This is a genomic window from Leclercia sp. LSNIH8 (assembly GCF_002920195.1).
Classification (GTDB): Bacteria; Pseudomonadota; Gammaproteobacteria; order Enterobacterales; family Enterobacteriaceae; genus Enterobacter.
In genome coordinates, this window is record NZ_PQJY01000006.1 from 96652 (window position 1) to 117670 (window position 21019).

Sequence of the window (21019 nt, forward strand, 5' to 3'; positions counted from 1 at the left end):
CCGCTACACTTTTGCCTGACCATGTTTTCCTCCGGGGAATGGGCTGGCGGTTTCCATAAAATGGCGGACCTTTTTCAGTAACTGCCACATTGAGCGGCACTGATGATTGCGGGTTATCGTGTCATGAAGTGCCTGCCATAGCCGTTCCACATGATTCACCCACGGCGAGTAAACCGGCTGGTAAATTACCCTGAACTTGGGATTTGCTTTCAACCAGCGCTGTGTTTCGCGGCTTTTATGGATAATGTAGTTATCAACGATCAGCGTGATTGTTTTCGCCCGCCGGTAAGTGGCTTTCAGGTGCTTCAGCAGAGCGATAAACAGCGCTGAACTTTTGCTGTTGCCGCCCACGTAGCTGACTTTACCCGTGCCACTGTGCAGTGCGCCGGCCAGATAGTATTTTTCGTTCTGCCCCGGCGTCACTACCCGTTTCTGCTGTCCGCGCAACTGCCAGTCCGCACCGATTTTAGGATTAAGGTGGATATCCACTTCATCTTCATAAAATACCGGATGCTCTGCGCTGCATTCATCCAGCGCTTTGTGGATTACCGCCATCTTTTCATCTTTATGTGGGTCACGGATACGCAGAGTTGGCGCGGCCCTGCGCCATACAAGCCCCGCAGATGGCAACCAGCGGCGAACGGTTCCTGCATGTAACTGGCAACCGGTTATCTCATTGATTTTTAATGCCAGTAATTCGGTGCTCCAGCGTGAACGTTGATAACCAAAATCGCCGGGAGAATGCTTTATCAGCTCACGTAACAGGGTGCAGATATGTTCAAAAGGCCAGCGTCGGGAGCGCCCTGCGGGTAAGGATTTCAGGCCTTCAATACCTGAGTGCGTAAACCAGTTAATCCAGCGACCAACGGATGAACGGGCACAACAGAGAGTTCTGGCAACATCGCTGACCCGTTCACCCCGATGAAGCATTAGCATGGCCGTGAGTCTGCGGGCATGATTTTTATCACGCGTTTTATGAATAGCTTTCTGCATCAGGCGTCGTTCGCCACGGGGTATTGGTACTATGATCGGCATCGCTCAGCCCGGTTGGTGATTTTGGTTGGTTTGGCGATTGATCAGATCGCACAATCCGGGCTGAGTTCCCTTTCAGTGATCTACTATTCCGCGCAGCTATTTAGTGGACAAGCGATTGGCTATAAAGACAATCCAGCATTTAATGGACTACTTAAATAATTATCTCAACGAGTATCCGGGATCGCTAGAAATTCTCAACAATTCCTACAAGCATATCCATGACGAAGATGGTGTTTCGTACATAAAAGAAAATTACGCAAATTATCGCATTGGCTGCATTTTTTATTCCAAGCACCAATCAATCATGGGGAGGGCTGAGATGCTGGAGCTAAAATATTCCAAGGTAGTTGAACGTGAGTACGAGAAAATTGGAATTGACATAAGAAAGGAAGATGCTCAGTTCTCTAAATATAGTCTTGTCAGCCTGAACGAGAATATTCAGATATTCAACGACAAGGATAGTCAGACAATACGCGATGAACGCATAGGGCGACACTTCTGGATAAAAGTTCCGAGGAAGCTGCTTACCTCTATCGAGGAACTCATTGAAAAAGGAATGCTGTCCGAAATAGCATTCAGGATTGATTACGTCTCCGATTATGTCCCTGCAATGGAGGAGATGGAGTTTGGCGCTCCGTTGCGATTGAAAATATCTTCCCTTCCTAGATTGTCAAAGTTCTACTCCACCGATAAATATGAGAACAATCTATGGATTCACCATGACGCAGAGAAGCTAAGTTTGACTTTTGAAGAATTGATGGAGGACTTTGAGGTGGCAGGCGACGACGTCGTAACGCAAGTCATCCATCTTGAATACAGTTCAAAAGGCGATGATTTTTTTATAACTCACTTGGATCACGAATTTATCGTATATACGTTGGATAGCTATCAAGAAAGATTGAGCAATGCCAACATCAAGGGGCATAGAAAAATAAAGACATTCAAAATAGATAACTCAATGATCCCGTTTGATATAAATATTAGCGGGGATCTTTTTCTGTTTCAGGTTCTCGATTCGTATTTAAAAAATGATGACTTGATTCGTGAATATTTTGAAAAAATTAACTGACTTTATAGTTTGAGATATTTAATTAAAACAGCGATCGGCATAGAACATGGCGCTGCTGCCCGCGATAATCATGTGATTGGGCGCTCGCGCCCACTAGCCCCAGCGCATCCTTGAGCCGCAGGCCAGTTCCTTATCGGCCTATGGCGATTCCACACTAGCATGGAGCCTCGATAGAGCAAGAGATCCGTTGCCACATGCTCGTGCTGTGGTTTGGGTGTACGGTTGGACAGATGCTGCTGTCAGGACTTCTCGCCAGGCTGCCGCTGCTCGATCTGCAACCGCGCCCGTTCGGTCGCCTGCTGCAACCGCTCCCCCAGCACCGCACGCGGCGGCAGGGTCGTCAGGTATTCGGCTACGTGGATGCCCGACTTGTCCAGCTCCAGCAACTCGATCTGCTCTGACTTCTTGCCGGTACAAAGAATGATGCCCAGCGGCGAGGCTTCCTCCGGTTCGCGTTCGTGCTTGTCGAGCCAACGCAAATAAAGCTCCATCTGCCCCTTGTATGCTGCCTTGAACTCGCCGATCTTCAACTCCACCGCCACCAGCCGCCGCAGCTTGCGGTTATAGAACAGCAGGTCCAGGTGGAAATCCTCGTCGTCGATCTGGATGCGTTTCTGCCGGGCTAGGAAAGAGAAGCCCGCGCCCAACTCCAGCAAAAAAGACTCCATTTCGCGGATGATCGCGGCTTCCAGGTCGCCTTCCTGCCAGGTATCGCGCAGGCCCAGGAAGTCGAGGATGTACGGGTCGCGCATGACCAGCGCCGGCGACATGCGCTGCGCATCGCGCATCGCCGCCAGCTCTTGCGTGATCGTCTCGTCCGGCTTCTTGGACAGCGCCGTGCGCTCGTATAGCATCGAGTCGATGCGCTCGCGTAGCGTCCGCACGCTCCAGCGTTCGGCGCTGGCCATTTGCACGTAGTAGTCCCGCTGGAGCGGGTCTTTTAGCGGCAGCAGCGCCACGAAATGCGACCAGCTCAATTGTCGTGACAGCGTCACGACAATTGGCTCGTCCGAGAAGGTGGCGGCGAACTGCACCATCCGGCGCAGGTTCTTGTCCGCGAAGCTACGTCCGTAGTCGCGGACAAGCTGCGCCGCCAGGGTCGGCAGGATTTCGTCGCCGTACCCGGCCCGCTGCCCGGCAAGCACTTCCGTATGGATGCGCTGGCCAATGCGCCAGAACAGCAATGTCAGCTCGGCATTGACCGCCGAGGCGACGCGCTGGCGCGACGCTTCGATCAGTGCCCGGATGTCGCCCAGCAGCGCGGGCGGCGCTGCTGGCGCTGAGACGGATGCCTTGCGCCGGGTCATGCGGCCACCTCCTTGGCTCCCTGCATCCCGGTGATCGTCTTACGCCGATTCGCCACCAGTTCGGCCGCCTCTCGCACCGGCTTATCCTCGGTGTGGACGTAGCGCATGAACATGACGACGGTCTTGTGCGCCGTTAGCGCCATGCCGACCTTGACCGGGATGCCCGAATTGGCAATGTCGGTCGCCGAACGGTGGCGGATGCCGTGCGTGCCCACGTGCGTAGCGCCAGCCGCCTTGAGCGCACGGCTCCAGCCACCGTAATACTCGCCCGTGGTTAGATGCTTGCCAGCGTGGCTAGGAGAAGGCAGCACATAGCGGCTACCCTCCTGCCGGGGTGCCGTCGAGAGTAGCCGATAGGCTTCCTCGCTCATGGGCTTAGACATGCCGCCTGTCTTGCTGTCAGGCCAGACGACGCGCCGGTTCTGCAAGTCAACCCAGTTCCATTCCAGCGCGATGATTTCCGAGCGGCGGCCGGCGAACTCGAACTGCAGGCGGATTCCCAAAGGGATGACGTAGTTCTCCAGCCCCTCCGACTCGATCTTGTCGAGCTGTCGGAACAGGTTGCCCATTTCTTCGTCGCTGATGAGGTGAGTCGATTTGCCGGCAGGGAACATCGGGACGTGACGGCAAGGGTTGGTACCGTCGGGCCGATAGCCCCATACCTCGGCCATGTTGAACATCTTGCGCAAGACGCTGAATACCTTGTTCGCCTCGGTCTGCTTGTACGAAAGCTTTTCCATCAGTCCGGCGATTTCAGGACGCTTCACGTCCTGAACTTTCTTGCGTCCCAGCAGCGGAATAATGTTGCGATTGATGACAGCCTGATAGCCGGCTTGGGTGCTGAGCTTGTTGCGCTTCTTGGAGTAGTCCTCCATGAACTTCGTGCATAGCTCCTTGATCGTAGGTGCCTGGCGCGCCTCCGCCTTCTCTGCGGCGGGATCTCCGCCTCGGCGGACTTGGGCCAGCCATTCCTGCGCCAGCGACCGCGCCTGTTCGACGGTCAGCTCCCCGTACAGTCCTAGCGAGGGCTTGCGGCGCTCGCCAGCGTTCGTCCGGTACTGGAGCATGAACACCTTGCGACCCGCCGGGGTAATCTTGCACAGGAAGCCGGGGACCAGCGTGTCCCGGAGTTCGACGGCCTCTGCCTGGGGTTGCGCCGCATCGACAGCGGACTTAGTGAGTTTGATCTTAGCCATGATGACTCCTTGGAAAGACCTGGATTCCAAGGGCCGGATAGGAGTCAGGCGGTCGGAAGTCAGGTCAGGTTTCGGAAAGCACCGGCATATGTTGAACTCGCTTAAGTCATTGATAAACCTGCTGTATCGGGCTGTAGCGTAGTCCAGCGAATTTCGGTGCTGGAGTCATGGTGAAATAAAAAAGCCTCCCGTTTAGGCGCCTCTTAAGGATGGGTTTTCGTGGCTAAAGATGAAAAGCAACACGCTTCCCGGTTAGGAGAGTTGCCCAAATCCACTATGCCGGGTGAATGATGTGTTGATCCATGCTGACGGGTAGGTGTATGGGCAGATCCGCAGAGAGCGGCAGGCCAGTTTCATTTGCGGTTTTAGTGATGGGACATCAGGTTATCCACAAAAACGGTGCATAAACCTGTGACCGGAATCTGGATAAGATGGGATAATCATCATCGCGGTGCCATTACCTTGAAAGGGTGACCCGGTACCGGGTCACCCTGCCTCGCTTTTACTTCAGTTCCTCGATATTCAGCATAAATTCTGACGTTCCGCTGACGCCGGAAATCGATGGGAAAATCGGGAAGCTGCGGCTGTCACCCAGACCCAGATCCAGCTGAACGTTTTTGCTCTCCCCTGGTGCTGCGGAAACCCCATTCACCGTAACGCCGAAGGCCGCATCCTTACGTACCGTCAGTATCGCGTCCTGTTTCCCTGTTGCGATAGAACCGTCCTTCTTGCGCAGCTGGCTGGCATACAGTACAGCCAGCGGCGTGTTGTCGGACGTTTTCAGGGCGGTACTGACGGAGATGGTCTTAAGGTTCTCCAGACGTACCAGGTTGTTCGGCAGGTAGTTAAATTCGACGGCGCTTTCTTTAACGTTGTTCATCTCGTCTTTGGCATACACGGTCAACGTGTAGGTTTCACCGTCATTAAGTGACGGGAAGATCTTCGGGTAATTCGGTGTATAGAGATCATTTCCGAGATTTACCCAGGACAACTCAACAGCATCAGATACCGGTCCACCTCGAAGCGTCATGCGAGTTAACGAGGGTTTGGTCAGAGTATCTGCGAGCTGAATTCGGACGTTTTCCAAGCCGAACACTGTCACGTTGCTGGTGATAGGTTTGTTTTCGTAGTTGATACTGATGGACGGCGGCGAGTTATCGACCGTCACGGTTTTGTAGGCTAAGCTTCCCGTGTTGCTGAAAGAATCCTGGGCGTTGAGCTGCACGTTATAGCTGCCCTCCGGGATCTGTTTCAGGTTGAAGTCGTAAGTATAATTCCCGGTTGCTGTGTTACGCCCCGTTTGTTTTCCTGTCACGTTGATATCCGCGTTATTGCGGGATTTGTCAGACAACCACACCCGGCTCAGTTTAACGGCATCGAAATACCATCCGTCTCCTGGCTCGTTGACGAATACCTGAAGAATGTTGGTCGCATCATTGTAGTTGTAGCCAGTAACTGTGGGCCCCTTTGTATGCCAGGCGATGTTTTCCCAGAGCGGCATGAAGAAGGTGGACTCGGTTGTCGAACGCACTTCATAGGCAGTATGTATATAGCCGGTGGTACCGTTTGTAATCGCCTGTGTCAGGTCGACAGTACACGACGTTGACCCGGCAGGGATCTTGCAGGTGGCACTGCCGGTAATTGCTTGTTCGTAGGGGCGTGCTTGCACAGTGAAACGGATCTTGGTTAGGTTCACCGGCATATCTGAAGCCAGAAAATTTTTCCAGTCGACGCTATTGAACCAAGTGCCGTCAGACTTCTGTCGCTCAATCGCAGGACTCCCCCACGCAGGACTTTTTACCGCCGCCGGGTCCCAGTTCAGCCAGGAGGCGTACTGAGTCAGACCGCCACCGGCCCATTGGTACCTGTTCACAGGGCGATAGTAGTTTCCATCCAGAGTACCCTGTGGGAGCTTCACTTCTACGTACACATAGGTCGTGTCTTCTGAAATAACCTTAGAGCCGCCATAATTGTTAAGAATGGTGATGCCGCCGTTACGGTATGGCTGCCAGTTAGTTCGGGGAATACGAATGACCATCCGGTACGGGTTTTCGAGTACAGAGAGCCCCCGCACAAACGGTACGTACCCTGAAGAGATCCCTGGAACCACACTCGTACTGACTCGTGAGTCATGGACCGCAAAGGGCGTATATTCACCTATCTGGTCATCAAATAAAAAGCGCTGCGGAGGAATATTCAGCGTGTTTCCGGCCTTATCAGTGATGATAAAATTGAAGGTGAATTCTTCATTGAGATCGCTGGTGGGCATGCCAGGTTGAGTGACCGCTTCCTTTATCCAGGGGTAAAAGGCACGTTTTGCCGCCGTGTCGTAGCTGAGTGTATTATCGGAAACGACTGTTCCATTGCTGCGCTTGATGACCAACCGGATCTTGTCTATGCCATACGCATCATCAACGCCGTCAGCAAAGATGGAAAACTGGCCAGAACCTCCGCGACCGAGCTCCCAAAGTGGTCCACTCAGGACCATGTCATAGCCTGCGTTCTGGCTTGGGTATATGCTGGTGTACTTCGGCGCTGTAGTATCGATGGTGAAACGATACGTTGTGGAACTTACGACGGCTTGCTGGAGATCTAGCGTGTCATTGATTACCGTGAAAGACCCTTCACCAAGTGCAGGTAACCCCATGTCCTTTCCGTAATACTCTGTGCCGTCGGCAGCAACAATGCGGTCTGCAACACTTATCTTGGCCGTTAGTCCCGAATACATAACCTTTTTATCACTGTCCCTGGTTACAGTCACACGTTCGTACCGGTCTAGACCGGAAATTAAGTTTAGGGTCAGGGCGCCAGCCGGATTGAGATAGCTCTGCGTTGCAGGCTTAAGCGTCATTGCCAGCTGATTGGTGTCGGTATAGGAATAACTGAAAATCTGAGCCGCCGCCGGATAAGTTGAAGAGATGGCCGTGGCAATGATACAGCCTGTCAGTATTTTACGCATGTGATGCTCCCGGGATGTATTTGTCCCTATTTTACAAAATCATTTCTTCTGACCTTGCTGGTTATCAGAGGTATTTCATAGCTTTAAACTTTTGAAAATGTCCGTTATAACAACTTTGGCGAGGTAAAAATTGGCAACGGATTGACTATTGAGATGGATCTTCACCAGGACGAGAAAAAGTGACTTTTCGTACACGAACAAGTAAGCAAGAATTCATGTTTTGATGTAAATGCCACAGTGCGGGAACTGAAAGATATGGGTGGAGGTTTGGCTATATTTCAGCAAGGTGCCGACTTAACGACACCCCAAAATTATTCAGAACTGCGGGAATTCCACGGCAAACTCAGATGTACCAGAAACGCCACTCTTTCCTGGTGTGACAGAATAAATACGTTCTTCACCCTGCCCCATATCAAAAATGATTGCCTTTGTCTCTCCTGGCGCAACGGTTACGCCAGCTACACTTACCGGGAAGTCAGCATCTTTCCGCACGGACAGCGTACCGTTTAACTGCCCAGTAATGACAGAACCATCCTTTCGGCGAAGTACGCTTGTCCGGATAAAAGCCAGTGGCTGGTTATCCGTGGTCTTTAGTGCAGCCGCAGTAGCAAGGGTACGTAGCCTGTCCAGAGTGATCATGTTTGCTGGTTGATAGAGGAAATTGAGCTTTTTCGAGGACCGGTTTCCAGAGGCATCGACTGCGTGAGCTTCAATTGTATAAATGCCATCCTCTTTTGCTATTACGGGAAAGATACGCGGGTACTCTGGCGTATAAACTCCTGAGCCCTGACTGGAATAAGCTAATGTCACCTGTTCACTGTTTGGTCCACCGCTCAACACCAGTGATTCAAGCGAGGCGTCACCTGAAGGGTCAGCTACACTAATTCTGAGGTTTTCTAGTCCCTTAACCAGTTTGCCTTCAGGATCATCATTCAGATACCGGTAGGAAATTAGAGGGGCAGTGGAGTCAATGGTAAGCAAATCATTTATCACGTAGTTTGCCGTGTTGCCCACAAGATCTCTTGCATAGGCGGACAGAACGGTATATTTGCCGTCCGGCAGATCAGCATAGGAAATGACCGCGTTTTTTGTTTTAAAATCACTCTCTGTCCATGTCCTGGCGGGTAGGTCAATCACATTCCCCGTTTCGGTTTTAAGCACCACGCCAAATTCTCGGGTATCCCATGCTCCTATTTGCCATCCATTTATCCGGTCATCATCAGTAACCGTCATGGTTACATTTTTATCCATACGGTTAATTTTTACGGCGTTAATAACCGGTGGGTTGTTATCCCAAATCACTACGAATGCCCCAGCCAGATTATCATAAATAGCAGTACCGTCTTTACCTGAGACCAGATGGATGTATTGCATCCCCTTATCGGAAGTAAAGGTATAATCCACGTTCATGGTACAACCAGTGCTTCCTACCGGGATAAGGCAGTACCAGTTACGGTTCGAATTAGCTGCAACCCGTTGTACATAGTTACGAGGTTCGGTAGTCACGCGTATTTGGGTAAATTTGGCAGTTCTTACATTCCCAGTAGCACTGCTCCATTTACCGGTATCACTACGAAAAATTTCTTTGCTTGTGACCTTTGGTGCAAGTTCCATGGTTGGGGAAGGAGTGAAAGATAACTCAGAGTGATGGTACCGACGAACGCCTCCCGCAAGTGTCTGGAATTCGTGATAAATATCACCGGTACTGGGGAAAACAAAATTGAACGAATAAATATTATATGTGCTGTCAGAACTTTGATAATTGGCATCTGCCCACCCAAAGCTTGTTTTATTAGCAGCAGTAAAGTTACTTTTATTCCTGAGTACCCGCAATGATATTGGATTACTGTAAACAGTTATCCCAGCTGAGTAGTTTTCCCAGGTATTTGTCCTGGTATTAAGCACCTGTAGAACAGAAGGAGGGTTGACCCGATCAATCACACTTTGTCTGCTTACTGATGCTTTATTTCCTGCCTTGTCATAAACATAAAGGCCCATACGGTATTCAGACTGAGAAGCTGGCGCCAGGGCTGGATCGCTCGCAGTAGTATTTTGGACGGTTACTGAATTATCGACCAGGTTAATTACAGCCCCTCTCTTTCGTTCAACGCCGTTCGAATCGACAAGAAAGTACTCAGCCCGGTCGAGACCAGAGCGACTGTCTGAAAGGCCTGAAAAGACGAGAGCCTGAACAGAGGCATACTGCATACCTGAAGGAACGCTGGTAAAGATGGCTTCGCTACCATATTGCCATCCATTTCGCGTATATCCAATTGTGCTAGTTTTAGGGGGAGTGCGGTCGATAGATATAACGTAGTCCCGGCGAGAAATTTCATTATTTTGGAGATCTGTGATCACTTCCCTCAGGGTGTAATTATCTTCACCAAACGCAGGGACACTTAACCTTTTTCCATAATAGTCATACCCGCTACTGGAGGTCATACGGTCATCAACCGTAACTTTGCTACTTTTCGTGCTCCACAAGCTTGCACCGTTGACATTAAGTAACGACAACTGGACGTACCGGTCTAAGCCGGAGATTACATCAGCCTCGAATGAGGTTGCTGGATTAATCCACTGCACAGATGGAACAACAATCTTTGGTTGATTCTGAGTGTCATTGAATCTTAACTCTGCAATCTCAGCTTGTGCCGTAAACGAAAAAGCTATGAGTGGTGCTAAAAGTATCGCCCTGCATTTCATGATTATCCTCCCCCAGTCAGGTATCAATAATACCAAGTGAGCAAGGCTAACTTTTCTGGGAAGGGGATATAAAAAACAAGAAAAAAAGAGTGAAATGTTCGCCAATAAAAGCAGGAATGCGAAGTGCTTAACATGCACTATTAATCACAGTTTATCTCATCCTGAGTAATAACCACTGCTCGGGCTCCCCGCTATCTTGTAGGGAGCCCATAAAGGGAGCAATCTGTACCAACTCCTTTAACAGGTTAGTTTTCAAACCAGGGCGAATCGGCAGCGTTGGCGGAGTCTTCACTTTGCGGTGACTCTCCCAGAAATTGCACTTCATGTACCGGTTTACTTTTCCCCAGGCTCTGCTGGAAATCATCCATCATAAATTCAACATCATTTTGGTCCTCTGGCAGGCCAGGTGAGATTTCAGACATGGTCTTTCCTTCAGTTAAAGGCATTCTACATACAGAACACGGACGGAGACGGCAGTGTTGTCAAACTCGTTATCGAAGGTGTCCATCCATTCAGCACGGTATCCCTCGCCCAGCAGGTTATCGATCCCCTGAAGGGATAGCGGCAGGACGGCCGCTAAACGCCCGCCGGAAACGAGATGAGACGCAGCGGCCAGTAGATGGAGTTTAGCCCGGTTGTCAGCAAAAGGTGGGTTCATCACCACGCAGTCGAATTTCTGATTTGGGTTCGCTGCTGACCATGCCAGAAAATCGGCCTCCGTTGTATCGTAACCTTTAGCTCGGGAGACCAGACAATTTAGTGTATCCAGTTCGATGCCGGTAACGTTGACGCTCTTAGGAAAACATTGCAGCAAATCCCCGTGCCCGATGCTTGGCTCTAGCAGTCGCTCCCCCTCCCCGGTCGCAATAATGGATGCGACGTATTCACTGAGTCGCAGCGATGAAGGGTAAAACTGGTGGGATACAATATCGGGCATGGCACCCATATGACCGATGAAGCGCATCACTTCGGTCGGGTCATAATCAAATGTCACATGGTAGCTAGTAATCCGGGCACCGAGGAACCGCAGAACCTCCGCGTTCACCTGCCGCGTTTTATCAGCGAACTCACCGGCATAACCGAGCGATGTCCAGCTGGACCATTCCTTTTCATTCCGAGTGAATTCCAGCTCTGCGAGCTGCATCCGTGAATGAAAATCGATGCAGCGTTTCAGTGCCGGGAACTCCTGCAACGTGGCTTTGTAATGGGCTAAGCGTTCAGTAGGCAGCGCCAGAGGGACAATGGCAGCAAGAATGTTGTTAAGCCGTTCTGCAATATCAGGATGTACATCAATGTGCATCGAACCATTCTTGTAAACCCGAAAACGAATACTGTTGCCATCCAGGCTGATCCAATTTCTGAACCCAGCATGACCAACCATATTCTCAACCATTTTTTTCGTGTCATAGACCGGTTTAACTGTTTCTCCCCGGAAATAAGAACAGATCACCCGCAGTTCCGACAGTGGCATGAGTCCTGATTCTTTGAATTCAACTTTAAGTTTTACCCACTTGTCTTTCACCCCTTCACAGACACCGACGGTGATCATGCGGGTTGAGAAACCAAAAGCTTTATTGGTTTTGTGGTGACGGCTTAATGATTGAAAAACGGCATAGACGCGCTCTTTAATGAACTGATGCCGGTCATTGAGCAATGTGACAACCGTGGCAACTACTGCGTCGAGTGTAAACTCAGGGATCTCTTGCGGAGGCCGGTGATACCGGTCAGCAGTAAATTGCTTGTCCCATTCGTTCTTTTTTTCGTCAGACATCACGGACAGCACATCGGTAAGGGCCATTACCCGCTTCCAGTACTCAGAACGAAGTGCATTTTCTGCGTACAGGGCATCTGTTTCTGAAATGAGATGGTTATAGCCCGAGAGGTAGGAATAGAGCTTCTGATTTCCGTATTTCATAAACTGAGTGGACATGGACCTCAGTAAACTAAGCTCTTCGTTATAGGATTCGACCTGGCTGGCAATGATGCCAAGCTCTTCCCGCATTTCGGGCAGAAAGTTATCCTCGTTAACACTGAGGCCAGTTAGGGGCATACAAGCGACCAGAGAGTTCCCTGGGGCGCCAATTTGGGGGAAATTAGATTCAACAGCAGACATAGTATCAGTCCTTTATGTAGGAATTATCTATTACCAGGATATCAACCTCGTTCAAAAAGCTAATAGGTTGGGCGACATAAAAATCTCGAAAGTTGCGCTGCGGGAGGTAGGACAGACAGATGTCGTTTTAATGAAGAGAAAGCGTGCCGGAGACAGGACAAAAAAAAGCCCCTACTTAGTAGGGGCAATGGGCGAGAGCCTGGGTGGCTCGTTCTTGAATATCGTACTTCTAATTATGTGCTACTCATAAGTTGAAATGCTTAATTCAAGCCTGTGCTGGTGGTGCTTCAGATTGTGGTTCTCCGCCAGTATTTGTGTTTTTCGCGGATTTGTAAGTCACTTTCTCCCCTTTCAATCGAGCTTGCCGATTTTCGACCCGGCGAAGCTGCTTGTTTTCTGCTTCAGTGATCTCACTTTGCAGGTTCTTGAGCATCTCCAGCATGCTTCGGTTCAACGTAAAGGAAATTTCTTCATCTTCGCTGGAGTCGGTCACTTCGGGAAGTTGGATATCACCGAGTTTCTGCAACAAACTCGTAGTGATGAGTTTGACCCCTTCTACGGCTTTTGTGGCGAGAACAGGTGGAACACGTGCCGGTTTAAAATCGGAAGGGACAACACGAATACTGCCACGTGGCGTCTTCTTAATCTTGATACCGCTTGAATCAGCTTTCTCAAGCTCGGCGATCATTTTTTCGATACGAGAGATGGCTTCCGTTTCACCGAACTCATCAATAAGGGATAGGACTGCAACATAGGAAATAGCATCGGCATGGATTAATTTTTTGATGTAGACAGAGCATCCGGTCAGACGAATGAGAGCAGCAATGGTTGTACTACTCTTGCCCTCACGTTCGGCAATACGATCAAGCGACCATCCGCCCAGCGCCTGAAGACGTCTGTAGGATTCACCCAGTGCCACTGGAGAAAGAGCCAGACCACGGTTCCCGTCAATTGTCGTCAGTTCGCAGCTGATCTCATCGGCTTTCATCTCGATGCAAAGAATGGTGAGGTCAGTATGTCCTTCTGCCTGAGCCATTAAAGCCGCTTTTAAACGGCAATGGCCCTGGCAAACGTACGGAATACCGTCTTTGATCAGAACGCGTATAGGGTCAACGTAATCACCCCGGATGAATGCACACTTGATGTTATTGAGATGATCTACGACTTCCGGCAGCTGGTAATATGCCTCCCCCATCCCCATCTCACGGGAGTTGAAGCCTGGCGAGATTTGAACCACTGAAGGGTTGATAGCCCAAGCTTTTTGTTCAGTGACTTCATTACAAAGGTCAGGGTTCGCGTCGCGGAACTGCTTCATGCCACTGACGAATCGGCCGGAACCTGTCACTGTTGAAAATGACACGAGGGGTGATTTAAAGACCCGTGAGTTAGTTTGCTGGGAATCAGTCATCAGATCACTCATAGATACTCCGTTGTATTCTTTTTTGCCATACCTTTCATCTGTGCGTGAATACTACCGGAAAAAAAAATCTCACTTTTTCGTTAAAAAGGTACTTTTGGGGTTTATTCCGAATTTCGCGAAGCAAAACGTTCTGATGCTCAGACCTAAAAGATTAAATAAACAATTAAAAACAAATGTTTATGCGAGCTAAGAAGGTAGTTAACTTTTTTGCCAAAAAGTGAAAAAAAATAAAAAAATGTGTCGGAATGAAAATTTCTTTCACAACACCCGCGATTTTCCCTGCTTAAACCTTGTTGGTTGTAATCCGGCTTTCGGTACCATAAGGGTGACATACCGATAATGCTTAAAGGAGAATACGCGTTGCGAAAACATACACCAATCATCAAATGGGCGGGGGGTAAAACCAAACTGATGCCATTCATCAGTCAGCATTTCCCACATGATCAGAGCCGTCGGTGGGTCGAACCATTTATCGGCGGGGGCGCTGTGTTCCTTAACATGTTTGCCACCGATGCACTCTTGGCAGACAGTAATCCGGATCTAATCAATCTGTACCGCAACATCCAGCGGAATAAATCGGCATTCATCAGAGAAGTGAATCTTCTGGCGGAAAGGGAATTTGATAAAGAGGATTACTTAAAGCTGAGGAACACGTTTAACAGCACCAGTTTGGATGATGCCCCGCTGCAACGAGCAGTCCTTTTCTACGCAATGAACCGACTCGGATATAACGGCCTGTGTCGTTACAATCTGAAACGTAAGTACTCAGTTCCGTGGGGGAATCGATCCAAGTTAACTCTGGACCCCCAGAAAGTCGATTATCTCTCATTCAGACTTTCTGGCGTTGAGCTGACAACCGCAGATTTTGGTCTGACGTTGGAGAGTGCTGGTGGTTGTGACCAAATTTATTGCGATCCGCCTTATGATAAAATCAGCAAAACCAGCTTTGTCAGTTATGACGGCATACCGTTCAATAAGAGCGCACATGTTAAACTGGCGGATATGCTGGTGGCAGCTCATCGTAAAGGGGCTTCAGTGGCCATATCCAACAGCTTGACTCCCTTTACGCTGGAGCTCTATGAAGAACGCGGTTTTGAAATTCATACTCTCAATGCTTACCGTTCTGTCGGCAGTCAATCAAAATCGCGAAAAAAGGAAAAAGAGATCCTGGCTGTCCTTCGTTAAGTGACAGTCAGTGGTTAGTCGATCGGGCTTATCCATTCCTCAAAGCTCAAAACTTCGGAATGGTCCCGACTGGCATAAGGAATAAACTGAAGCTCTTCGATGGACCGCTCCCCTCTCTTACCTTCACAAATAAACGATATAAGCCCCAGATCTGCAAGTTGGGTAAGAACATGCATGATTCGTACGTTCACCGTCTGCAACTGAAGAGCGTTAGCAATATCGGTAATTTTATGGGAATGGCGCCGAGACTTTCGCAAATATTCAAAAATGACAAGTTGGGTATTACGTCTCTTCAATAACTTCTCGGTCATAAATTCCTGAATTAACCCCCCAAGTAACACCAAGATCGGCCGCAGCACACCAGGGAACATCAAAGTATAAGACTGTGATGTTTTGATCAGTGTAAAGGACGTCAGAAAGCTAAAGTTCAGGCGCTTCTTTGAATACGGGATATATACGGCCAATGTAGTCGACAAGTGAGTAAGTAATTCTTCCAGATGATCCAATGTGATCATTGCTGTTTTATCGGTATTACGCAGACCGTGATAATCAATAAATGCCACTCTGGCACGACTCAGCCATTCATGTATGTTAATGGATACAGTGAACGGAGCATTTTCATCGACAACGTTGGCGGCATGATCAGCGAGCTGGTTGTGGATTAGCATAGACAGCTGGTAAAACGGAAACCGGCAGGATGGATGACACTGTAGTCCCGTTAGGGTAAGTTTTGTAGTACTCGAGCCATTTAGCGGAAAAGTAACTTTCCGGGATATAATTTTTGCTGACGCTCTTGCTGACTTGCAGATGAACCCAAGTCCAAGATCATTTTGCATACATCACTCCGTTTTAACAAAATCGCCTTAACCTGAATGTTAAGGAGAATAAAATTAAATATATAATTAATAAGATTATCATTTTTAATTTAAAAGATTAGTTAATAACGGGTGTTGAATTTAAAGAAATAGGCATATTTTTCGGAGTTTAAAACCGGGTAAAAACCCGATGCGTGAGCAACAAATTTGACGTGAGTGAGTCGGCACGACAGTGCAGAAAGCCTGTGGCTAATGAATAAACACCCTGTATTTGGGAGTTCTGTTCACTACGCACTAGGCTTTGTGGTTAATTTAAACACCGTCAGTAATGCGTAGGGCACAGAGTCAAAATAGTGGATCTTTCTCACCCTTCCGGAAAGATGATAGCTATGCCCCAATAAAACATGATCCTGCACATTACCTGTTAATGCGAATCCATCATTCTGCTTTTTGCCTGTAAAAGTAAAAAAGTAGCTGTGGGAGCCTTTTGAAAAAGCAGCTCGCACTTCTGTAAAAATGATATCAATACTCACTACATCACCAATGCTGAAAGAATGCTCAACAGGTACATCAGCGTTTTCTGGCAAATCTTTAGAAACGGGTTGGTAAGTTGAGTAGAAAGATTCTAACTGACGAACTGTTAAAAAGAGATTGTTGTTTAACTGCTGTGAAATGCTTACTGCAAACTTAGAATTATCGGCTTGTAACAATGCCAGGTGCCCGCTGTGCCTACGTTTCCAAGCGTCTAGATCGGGATTGCAGCGAAATTCCGGGATAGTTTCAAGAAATTCGATGCCCTCTTTCAGTACCAGTTTTTCCTCTGTGGCCGGTGACGTTTTGCTTCCATTACATGTCACGCAGACGGCGTTTGCGATTTCTCCTGTCCCTCCGCAGGCAAAGCATTCACGTGTGATCATGGCATAATAGTGCCCATCGTTACCGTGGAAAGGCTTTACGACCGCTGGCAATAAATAACCATCGTGAGTAAAAAAAATTGAATGTTTCATTTTTTAAGGTTCTCCAGACGTCCCTCCACGATAAGTAAAGCGTCAGTCACTTTCTGTACATACTGATCATGTCCTTCTTCAAAATGATCAAAGCGCTTACCAGCGTTGATCTCAACAATGTTACGGTCGAGCGAGGCTTTCGCAATAAGTAAATCGTTAAAAGTATTAATGACGGTAAAATGTACAATCTTGTCCATAAATTATCCTCAGCTATCTACTCATTTGTCAAAAGGTCACGAATTTCGTTCAGTTCTGTAACCTTAGATTTTGGAATGATGATTGCAGTATTTTCATCATTTAGAAGACTTAATACAAGTTGAAGTTTTGCTTCATCTAAAGTGATCTTTACACTTTCATTTGTTTTTGTGATTAAAGTGTTACTGACGTTCATAAATAAATTAGAATGCTGTCCGTCTAAAATTAATTCTGTCAGTTTATTATTGTCTGACATTGTTGACCCTACATTATCAATCAAACCAATAAATTCATTTTTTAACCGTTCAGTTTTTTTATGTGAAAGACGTTTAATACCTAACGAACTGCGAGTGATAGACTTTGTTTTAATGTCTTTAGGGTTAATATGTACAGGAGGTTTTTCCTGTTCTTCGAGTGGCTCACTGTTTGTTGCTGTTTCAACGGTTGTTGGTTTCGATAAATCAAGTACGCCAGAAGATGGCACTAAAAAAGAACAGGACTCCAAGTGTGCAAGGACTTTTGCATGATCATTGGAATACTTCAACATGATTTCAATCGCGAGTGTTTTTTTAATAAGGTTTAGGCTGATTAAACGTTGCAGTTCTAAAGGCATATCAAGGATTTTAAGCTGATTGCGAATCGCTGTGCCAGACCGCTGATAGCGCATAGCAAGGGATTCAACGGTAGAGCCAAGCTTCAGGGTCTCTGCGAGTGCGTAAGCTAGTGCAACGGGATTGAGACTGTTATTCCTGTTCCCATCAAGGTTCTCTAGGTATTCTTCGATTTTATCCTTGTAGTGCATAAGTACGACTGAAAAGAGCTGGATGTCAGCTCCTTCCGCGAGAGCAAGCAATAATGCTCTGTAACGACAATGCCCTTGCCGGACAACGTACTTGGAGTCCTTCTTTACTACCTTAATTAAATCAACACGTCGCCCCTCTTTATAGGCTTGCTTGAGAGAAATAATTGCCGATTTTACTGGCTCCTGTTCGTAACAAAGATCACCGATTACCGCTTCCCGTGGATTAAATCCAGGCTCGATAATAAGATCTTTTGGGCTGATTTCAATAATCTGATAGTCGCAATGATTCATATAAGCACCTTTTTTTATTACATGATACATTAATGCTCTCAGATTCAAACAACTCTGAAGGCATAAAAAACAAAATTTCTTTTAGTGGTTAGGTATCTTACTAATTCAAAAATAGGCTGTTTTAAAAATTAAATTAAAAAGAAAATCTGAATAGTTTGAATTTATCTTTCTTAATAACTTCATGCTAACTGATATTTTTCCCGGCTGCATTCTATACAGGGTTTGTATCCAATCCTAAATTTGTAGGGCCAGAGCTCTTTCTCAGAGGGAATTTATCCCCGTTTTCCACAAGATAGATCAATTCTTTAGATCAATAGAGATCAATAGAGAACAATAAAGATCACGACCATTGTAACGTGATGATTTTTAAAAGAAATAGCAATGATCCGGCATTCAGGTGCATGCGAAAAGCATTTGATCGAATAAGAAAAGCATTTACTTGAATTGAAAAGGCATTTAGTTTAATGCGTGAAAAGCATTTGGACGAATAATCTATTCACAGCTAAATGTAGAAAGGGAAAAACATGGTGGGTAAGTTTAAATGAGTGATAACAATGAGTTAGCACATCCGTTTGATGTGACCAACACGGATACAGGGAGGACTTATCAACTGAGTCCAAACTCTTCGAAATCGGTCCAACCCATTGCTTTACTGCGCTTAAGTGTTTTTACCCCGGTGGGAACTAAAGAGAAGCGATTCAGAAATTTTGAGGTTGATGCTTCTGATGAGTTGTCGAGCATGGAACTGGCCCGGTCAGAAGGATACGATGACATCCGGATCACTGGCCTTAAGCTTTCGATGTCCACGGACTTCAAGTGTTGGCTTGGGTGCATTATGGCGTTCAGTAAATATGGATTCGCCTCCGAGAAAATAACATTGTCGTTCAATGAGTTTGCAAAAATGTGTGGTATCAGTTCTACAAATATCAACAAGCGAACCCGTTCACGATTTCAGGAAGCGCTGGCAAACCTCGCGTCCGTTGTTATTTCTTTCCGTGATTCTAAAACTGAACGCTTCACTGTCACACACCTTGTGCAGAAAGCTATGATTGACCCTAAGAAGGACACAGTAGAGCTCGTGGGTGATCCCTCGATGTGGGAGCTTTACCGGTATGATCATAAAACCCTATTAAGCTTACAGGTACTGTCGGTTCTCGCCAAAAAAGAAGCTGCACAGAGCCTGTACATCTATTTTGAGGCAATGCCTGCCGGAACGTTATTCGTTAACATGAAGCGTTTGCGTGAGCGGCTTCTTTTGACGACTCCAGTACGTACTCAAAACCAGATCATCAGAAAGGCTATGCTGGAGTTAAAATCAATAGGATACCTTGAATATCAAGAGGTTAAGAAAGGTAGAGATATTCAGTTCCAGATTTTTAAGAGAAGTCCAAAGCTTGCTCTGGCAAAACAAAGCTGATCCTCTGGTTCAGTTCGCAGAAAAGTAACTTTGGATGTAATGAGGCGTACGGGCATTCATCCAAATGCTTTTTTGGACGCCTCTGCTGATATGAATACCCTTCCCTGCTTCCCTGCTTCCCTGCTTCCCTGCTTCCCTGCTTCCTTTCTTACTTTTGCTTAAGCACCCTGGGAATTTTGAGCATTCGATCGAATGCTTTATTTAACTAATTTTCACTGAGTTAGATAACGAATACTAAGCAATTGATTTTGAATGATTTAATCAGAAGTCATTCATCCAGATGCCTTTAGATAAAACTACCCATCAACGTTTGTGCATAGTGGCTATACGTGAAAAATCCCTGTCCTTCTCATGTCACACTGAGATTTGCACAGAAAATTAAAGCCTGTAATTGTCTGGGACATGATTAGAACAGAGGCGTTTTGATAAATATCCAGTTCAAAACAGAGGTCCCATAAGTAAACATAACCTCATGAAAATAAAAGCAAATCGTTTAAAAATCCCATAGTGGTGGTGAAAAGCATTTGCTTCAATGGGGGGAGAAAAGTGACCTTTGTGAAAAGCACTTGCTTCAATGGCGACAGAAAAGTGCCTTTTGTATAAAAGCATTTGCTTGAATGAGTTTGTGTAAGGTGCCTACGTTGGAAACCCCTGGCATGAATGAGGCGGGAAGATGCCTTTAGCTGAAAAGCATTTGCATGAATGGGACAGTAAAAAGGTGCCTTTAGCTGAAAGCATTTGCATGAATGGGGCCGCAAACGGTGGCATTGGTCGAAAAGCATTTGCATGAATGGTGCAGCAAACGGGGCATTGGTCGAAAAGCATTTGCATGAATGGGATAGTAAAAGGTGCTTTTGGTTGACAGGCATTTGCATGAATGGCGCCGTAACGGTGTCTTTGACCGGAAAGCATTTGGATGAATCGACCTGAAAAGGTGCCTTTGGACTGAAAGTACCTCTCTTAATGGGATTCGATAGCTGAATTTCACCAAAAAGCATTTACATGAATGGAATAGTAAAAGTTGCCCTTGGTCGAAAAGCAACTGCATGAATGAGCCCGGAAAAGGTTCCTTTGGTCGAAAAGCATTTGCATGAATGGGTTTCGGATATGTGTCTTTGCTACAAAGGCATTTGCATGAATGAGGCTGGAAAAGGCGCATTGTTTGAAAAGCATTTGCATGAATGGGGCGACACACAGGATGTGGCTGAAAAGCACTTGTATCAATGGGAAAAGTGACTTTTTTAGAATGACATCCTTACACAGAGCTTTCTCAAATATCGGACTGGATGGTTATCACAAAAATGGTGAAGAGATAGACGATGAACTTCTTCCCTATAAAGAAAAAATAACCTGCCTCACCTTCTTCAATCCGATATACACACGGTATTCACATGTGACATTCATAGGCTAAAAAAACACCAGGCGCAATTAAGGGAAAAAAAGGGTGGTTAACAGAAAAATGAAAGAAAAATAAAAAGTATTATGCAAATGCGTTTACGTGAACT

Annotated in this window: 17 protein-coding genes; 5 read left to right on the forward strand and 12 right to left on the reverse strand. The window is 47.2% G+C overall.

Annotation, left to right across the window (positions count from 1 at the left end):
• Positions 1 to 3: 3 nt before the first annotated feature.
• Positions 4 to 1035 (reverse strand): IS630-like element ISEc33 family transposase, encoded by a 1032-nt coding sequence (locus C3406_RS17655; RefSeq protein ID WP_040113301.1) that lies wholly within the window; start codon positions 1033 to 1035, stop codon positions 4 to 6.
• Here C3406_RS17655 and C3406_RS26305 point away from each other — a divergent pair.
• A complete protein-coding gene (locus C3406_RS26305; RefSeq protein WP_103791450.1) occupies positions 955 to 1194 on the forward strand; it encodes a hypothetical protein in 240 nt (79 codons plus the stop codon). The two genes, C3406_RS17655 and C3406_RS26305, sit on opposite strands and share 81 nt — an antisense overlap.
• Positions 1178 to 2104 (forward strand): hypothetical protein, encoded by a 927-nt coding sequence (locus C3406_RS17660; RefSeq protein ID WP_052134032.1) that lies wholly within the window; start codon positions 1178 to 1180, stop codon positions 2102 to 2104. Before C3406_RS26305 ends, C3406_RS17660 begins: the two co-directional genes overlap by 17 nt.
• 239 nt (positions 2105 to 2343) lie before the next feature.
• Here the strand turns inward: C3406_RS17660 and C3406_RS17665 are convergent, their stop codons facing one another.
• From C3406_RS17665 to C3406_RS17695, 7 genes are all read right to left on the reverse strand, one after another.
• Positions 2344 to 3411, reverse strand: coding sequence for a PDDEXK nuclease domain-containing protein (locus tag C3406_RS17665; RefSeq protein ID WP_004883035.1), 1068 nt, complete (start codon positions 3409 to 3411; stop codon positions 2344 to 2346).
• Positions 3408 to 4607 carry a tyrosine-type recombinase/integrase gene (locus tag C3406_RS17670; RefSeq protein WP_022652142.1) on the reverse strand — a complete coding sequence of 400 codons (1200 nt, stop codon included), beginning with the start codon at positions 4605 to 4607 and terminating at the stop codon, positions 3408 to 3410. The genes C3406_RS17665 and C3406_RS17670 overlap by 4 nt, the downstream gene beginning before the upstream one ends.
• Positions 4608 to 5109: 502 nt before the next feature.
• A complete protein-coding gene (locus C3406_RS17675) occupies positions 5110 to 7566 on the reverse strand; it encodes an Ig-like domain-containing protein (protein ID WP_022652143.1) in 2457 nt (818 codons plus the stop codon).
• Between the two features lie 315 nt (positions 7567 to 7881).
• On the reverse strand, positions 7882 to 10269 hold the full coding sequence (locus C3406_RS17680) for an Ig-like domain-containing protein (RefSeq protein WP_022652144.1): 2388 nt from the start codon (positions 10267 to 10269) through the stop codon (positions 7882 to 7884).
• 245 nt (positions 10270 to 10514) lie between these two features.
• Positions 10515 to 10691: a hypothetical protein gene (locus tag C3406_RS17685; RefSeq protein WP_022652145.1), complete on the reverse strand. Its 177-nt coding sequence runs from the start codon at positions 10689 to 10691 to the stop codon at positions 10515 to 10517.
• 14 nt (positions 10692 to 10705) lie between these two features.
• Positions 10706 to 12382, reverse strand: a complete 1677-nt coding sequence (locus C3406_RS17690; protein WP_015063091.1) for a DUF4942 domain-containing protein — start codon at positions 12380 to 12382, stop codon at positions 10706 to 10708.
• Positions 12383 to 12647: 265 nt separating this feature from the next.
• A complete protein-coding gene (locus C3406_RS17695; RefSeq protein ID WP_022652146.1) occupies positions 12648 to 13802 on the reverse strand; it encodes a ParB/RepB/Spo0J family partition protein in 1155 nt (384 codons plus the stop codon).
• 339 nt (positions 13803 to 14141) lie between these two features.
• On the opposite strand from C3406_RS17695, the gene C3406_RS17700 reads away from it, so the two are divergent.
• Positions 14142 to 14987: a DNA adenine methylase gene (locus C3406_RS17700; RefSeq protein ID WP_015063093.1), complete on the forward strand. Its 846-nt coding sequence runs from the start codon at positions 14142 to 14144 to the stop codon at positions 14985 to 14987.
• 14 nt (positions 14988 to 15001) lie between these two features.
• Here the strand turns inward: C3406_RS17700 and C3406_RS17705 are convergent, their stop codons facing one another.
• The 4 genes from C3406_RS17705 to C3406_RS17720 all read right to left on the reverse strand — a co-directional run bounded on the left by C3406_RS17705 (position 15002) and on the right by C3406_RS17720 (position 18097).
• Positions 15002 to 15823 carry a hypothetical protein gene (locus tag C3406_RS17705; protein WP_015063094.1) on the reverse strand — a complete coding sequence of 274 codons (822 nt, stop codon included), beginning with the start codon at positions 15821 to 15823 and terminating at the stop codon, positions 15002 to 15004.
• Positions 15824 to 16089: 266 nt separating this feature from the next.
• On the reverse strand, positions 16090 to 16809 hold the full coding sequence (locus C3406_RS17710; RefSeq protein ID WP_015063095.1) for a DnaJ-like cysteine-rich domain-containing protein: 720 nt from the start codon (positions 16807 to 16809) through the stop codon (positions 16090 to 16092).
• Positions 16806 to 17006, reverse strand: coding sequence for a hypothetical protein (locus tag C3406_RS17715; RefSeq protein WP_022652148.1), 201 nt, complete (start codon positions 17004 to 17006; stop codon positions 16806 to 16808). The genes C3406_RS17710 and C3406_RS17715 overlap by 4 nt, the downstream gene beginning before the upstream one ends.
• Positions 17007 to 17023: 17 nt before the next feature.
• A complete protein-coding gene (locus C3406_RS17720) occupies positions 17024 to 18097 on the reverse strand; it encodes a hypothetical protein (RefSeq protein WP_022652149.1) in 1074 nt (357 codons plus the stop codon).
• Positions 18098 to 18638: 541 nt separating this feature from the next.
• Between C3406_RS17720 and C3406_RS17725 the strand changes: the two genes are divergently transcribed.
• Positions 18639 to 19514: a RepB family plasmid replication initiator protein gene (locus tag C3406_RS17725; RefSeq protein ID WP_015063098.1), complete on the forward strand. Its 876-nt coding sequence runs from the start codon at positions 18639 to 18641 to the stop codon at positions 19512 to 19514.
• A 1050-nt stretch (positions 19515 to 20564) separates the two neighbouring features.
• Positions 20565 to 20750 (forward strand): hypothetical protein, encoded by a 186-nt coding sequence (locus C3406_RS26200; RefSeq protein WP_032610388.1) that lies wholly within the window; start codon positions 20565 to 20567, stop codon positions 20748 to 20750.
• Positions 20751 to 21019 lie beyond the last annotated feature (269 nt).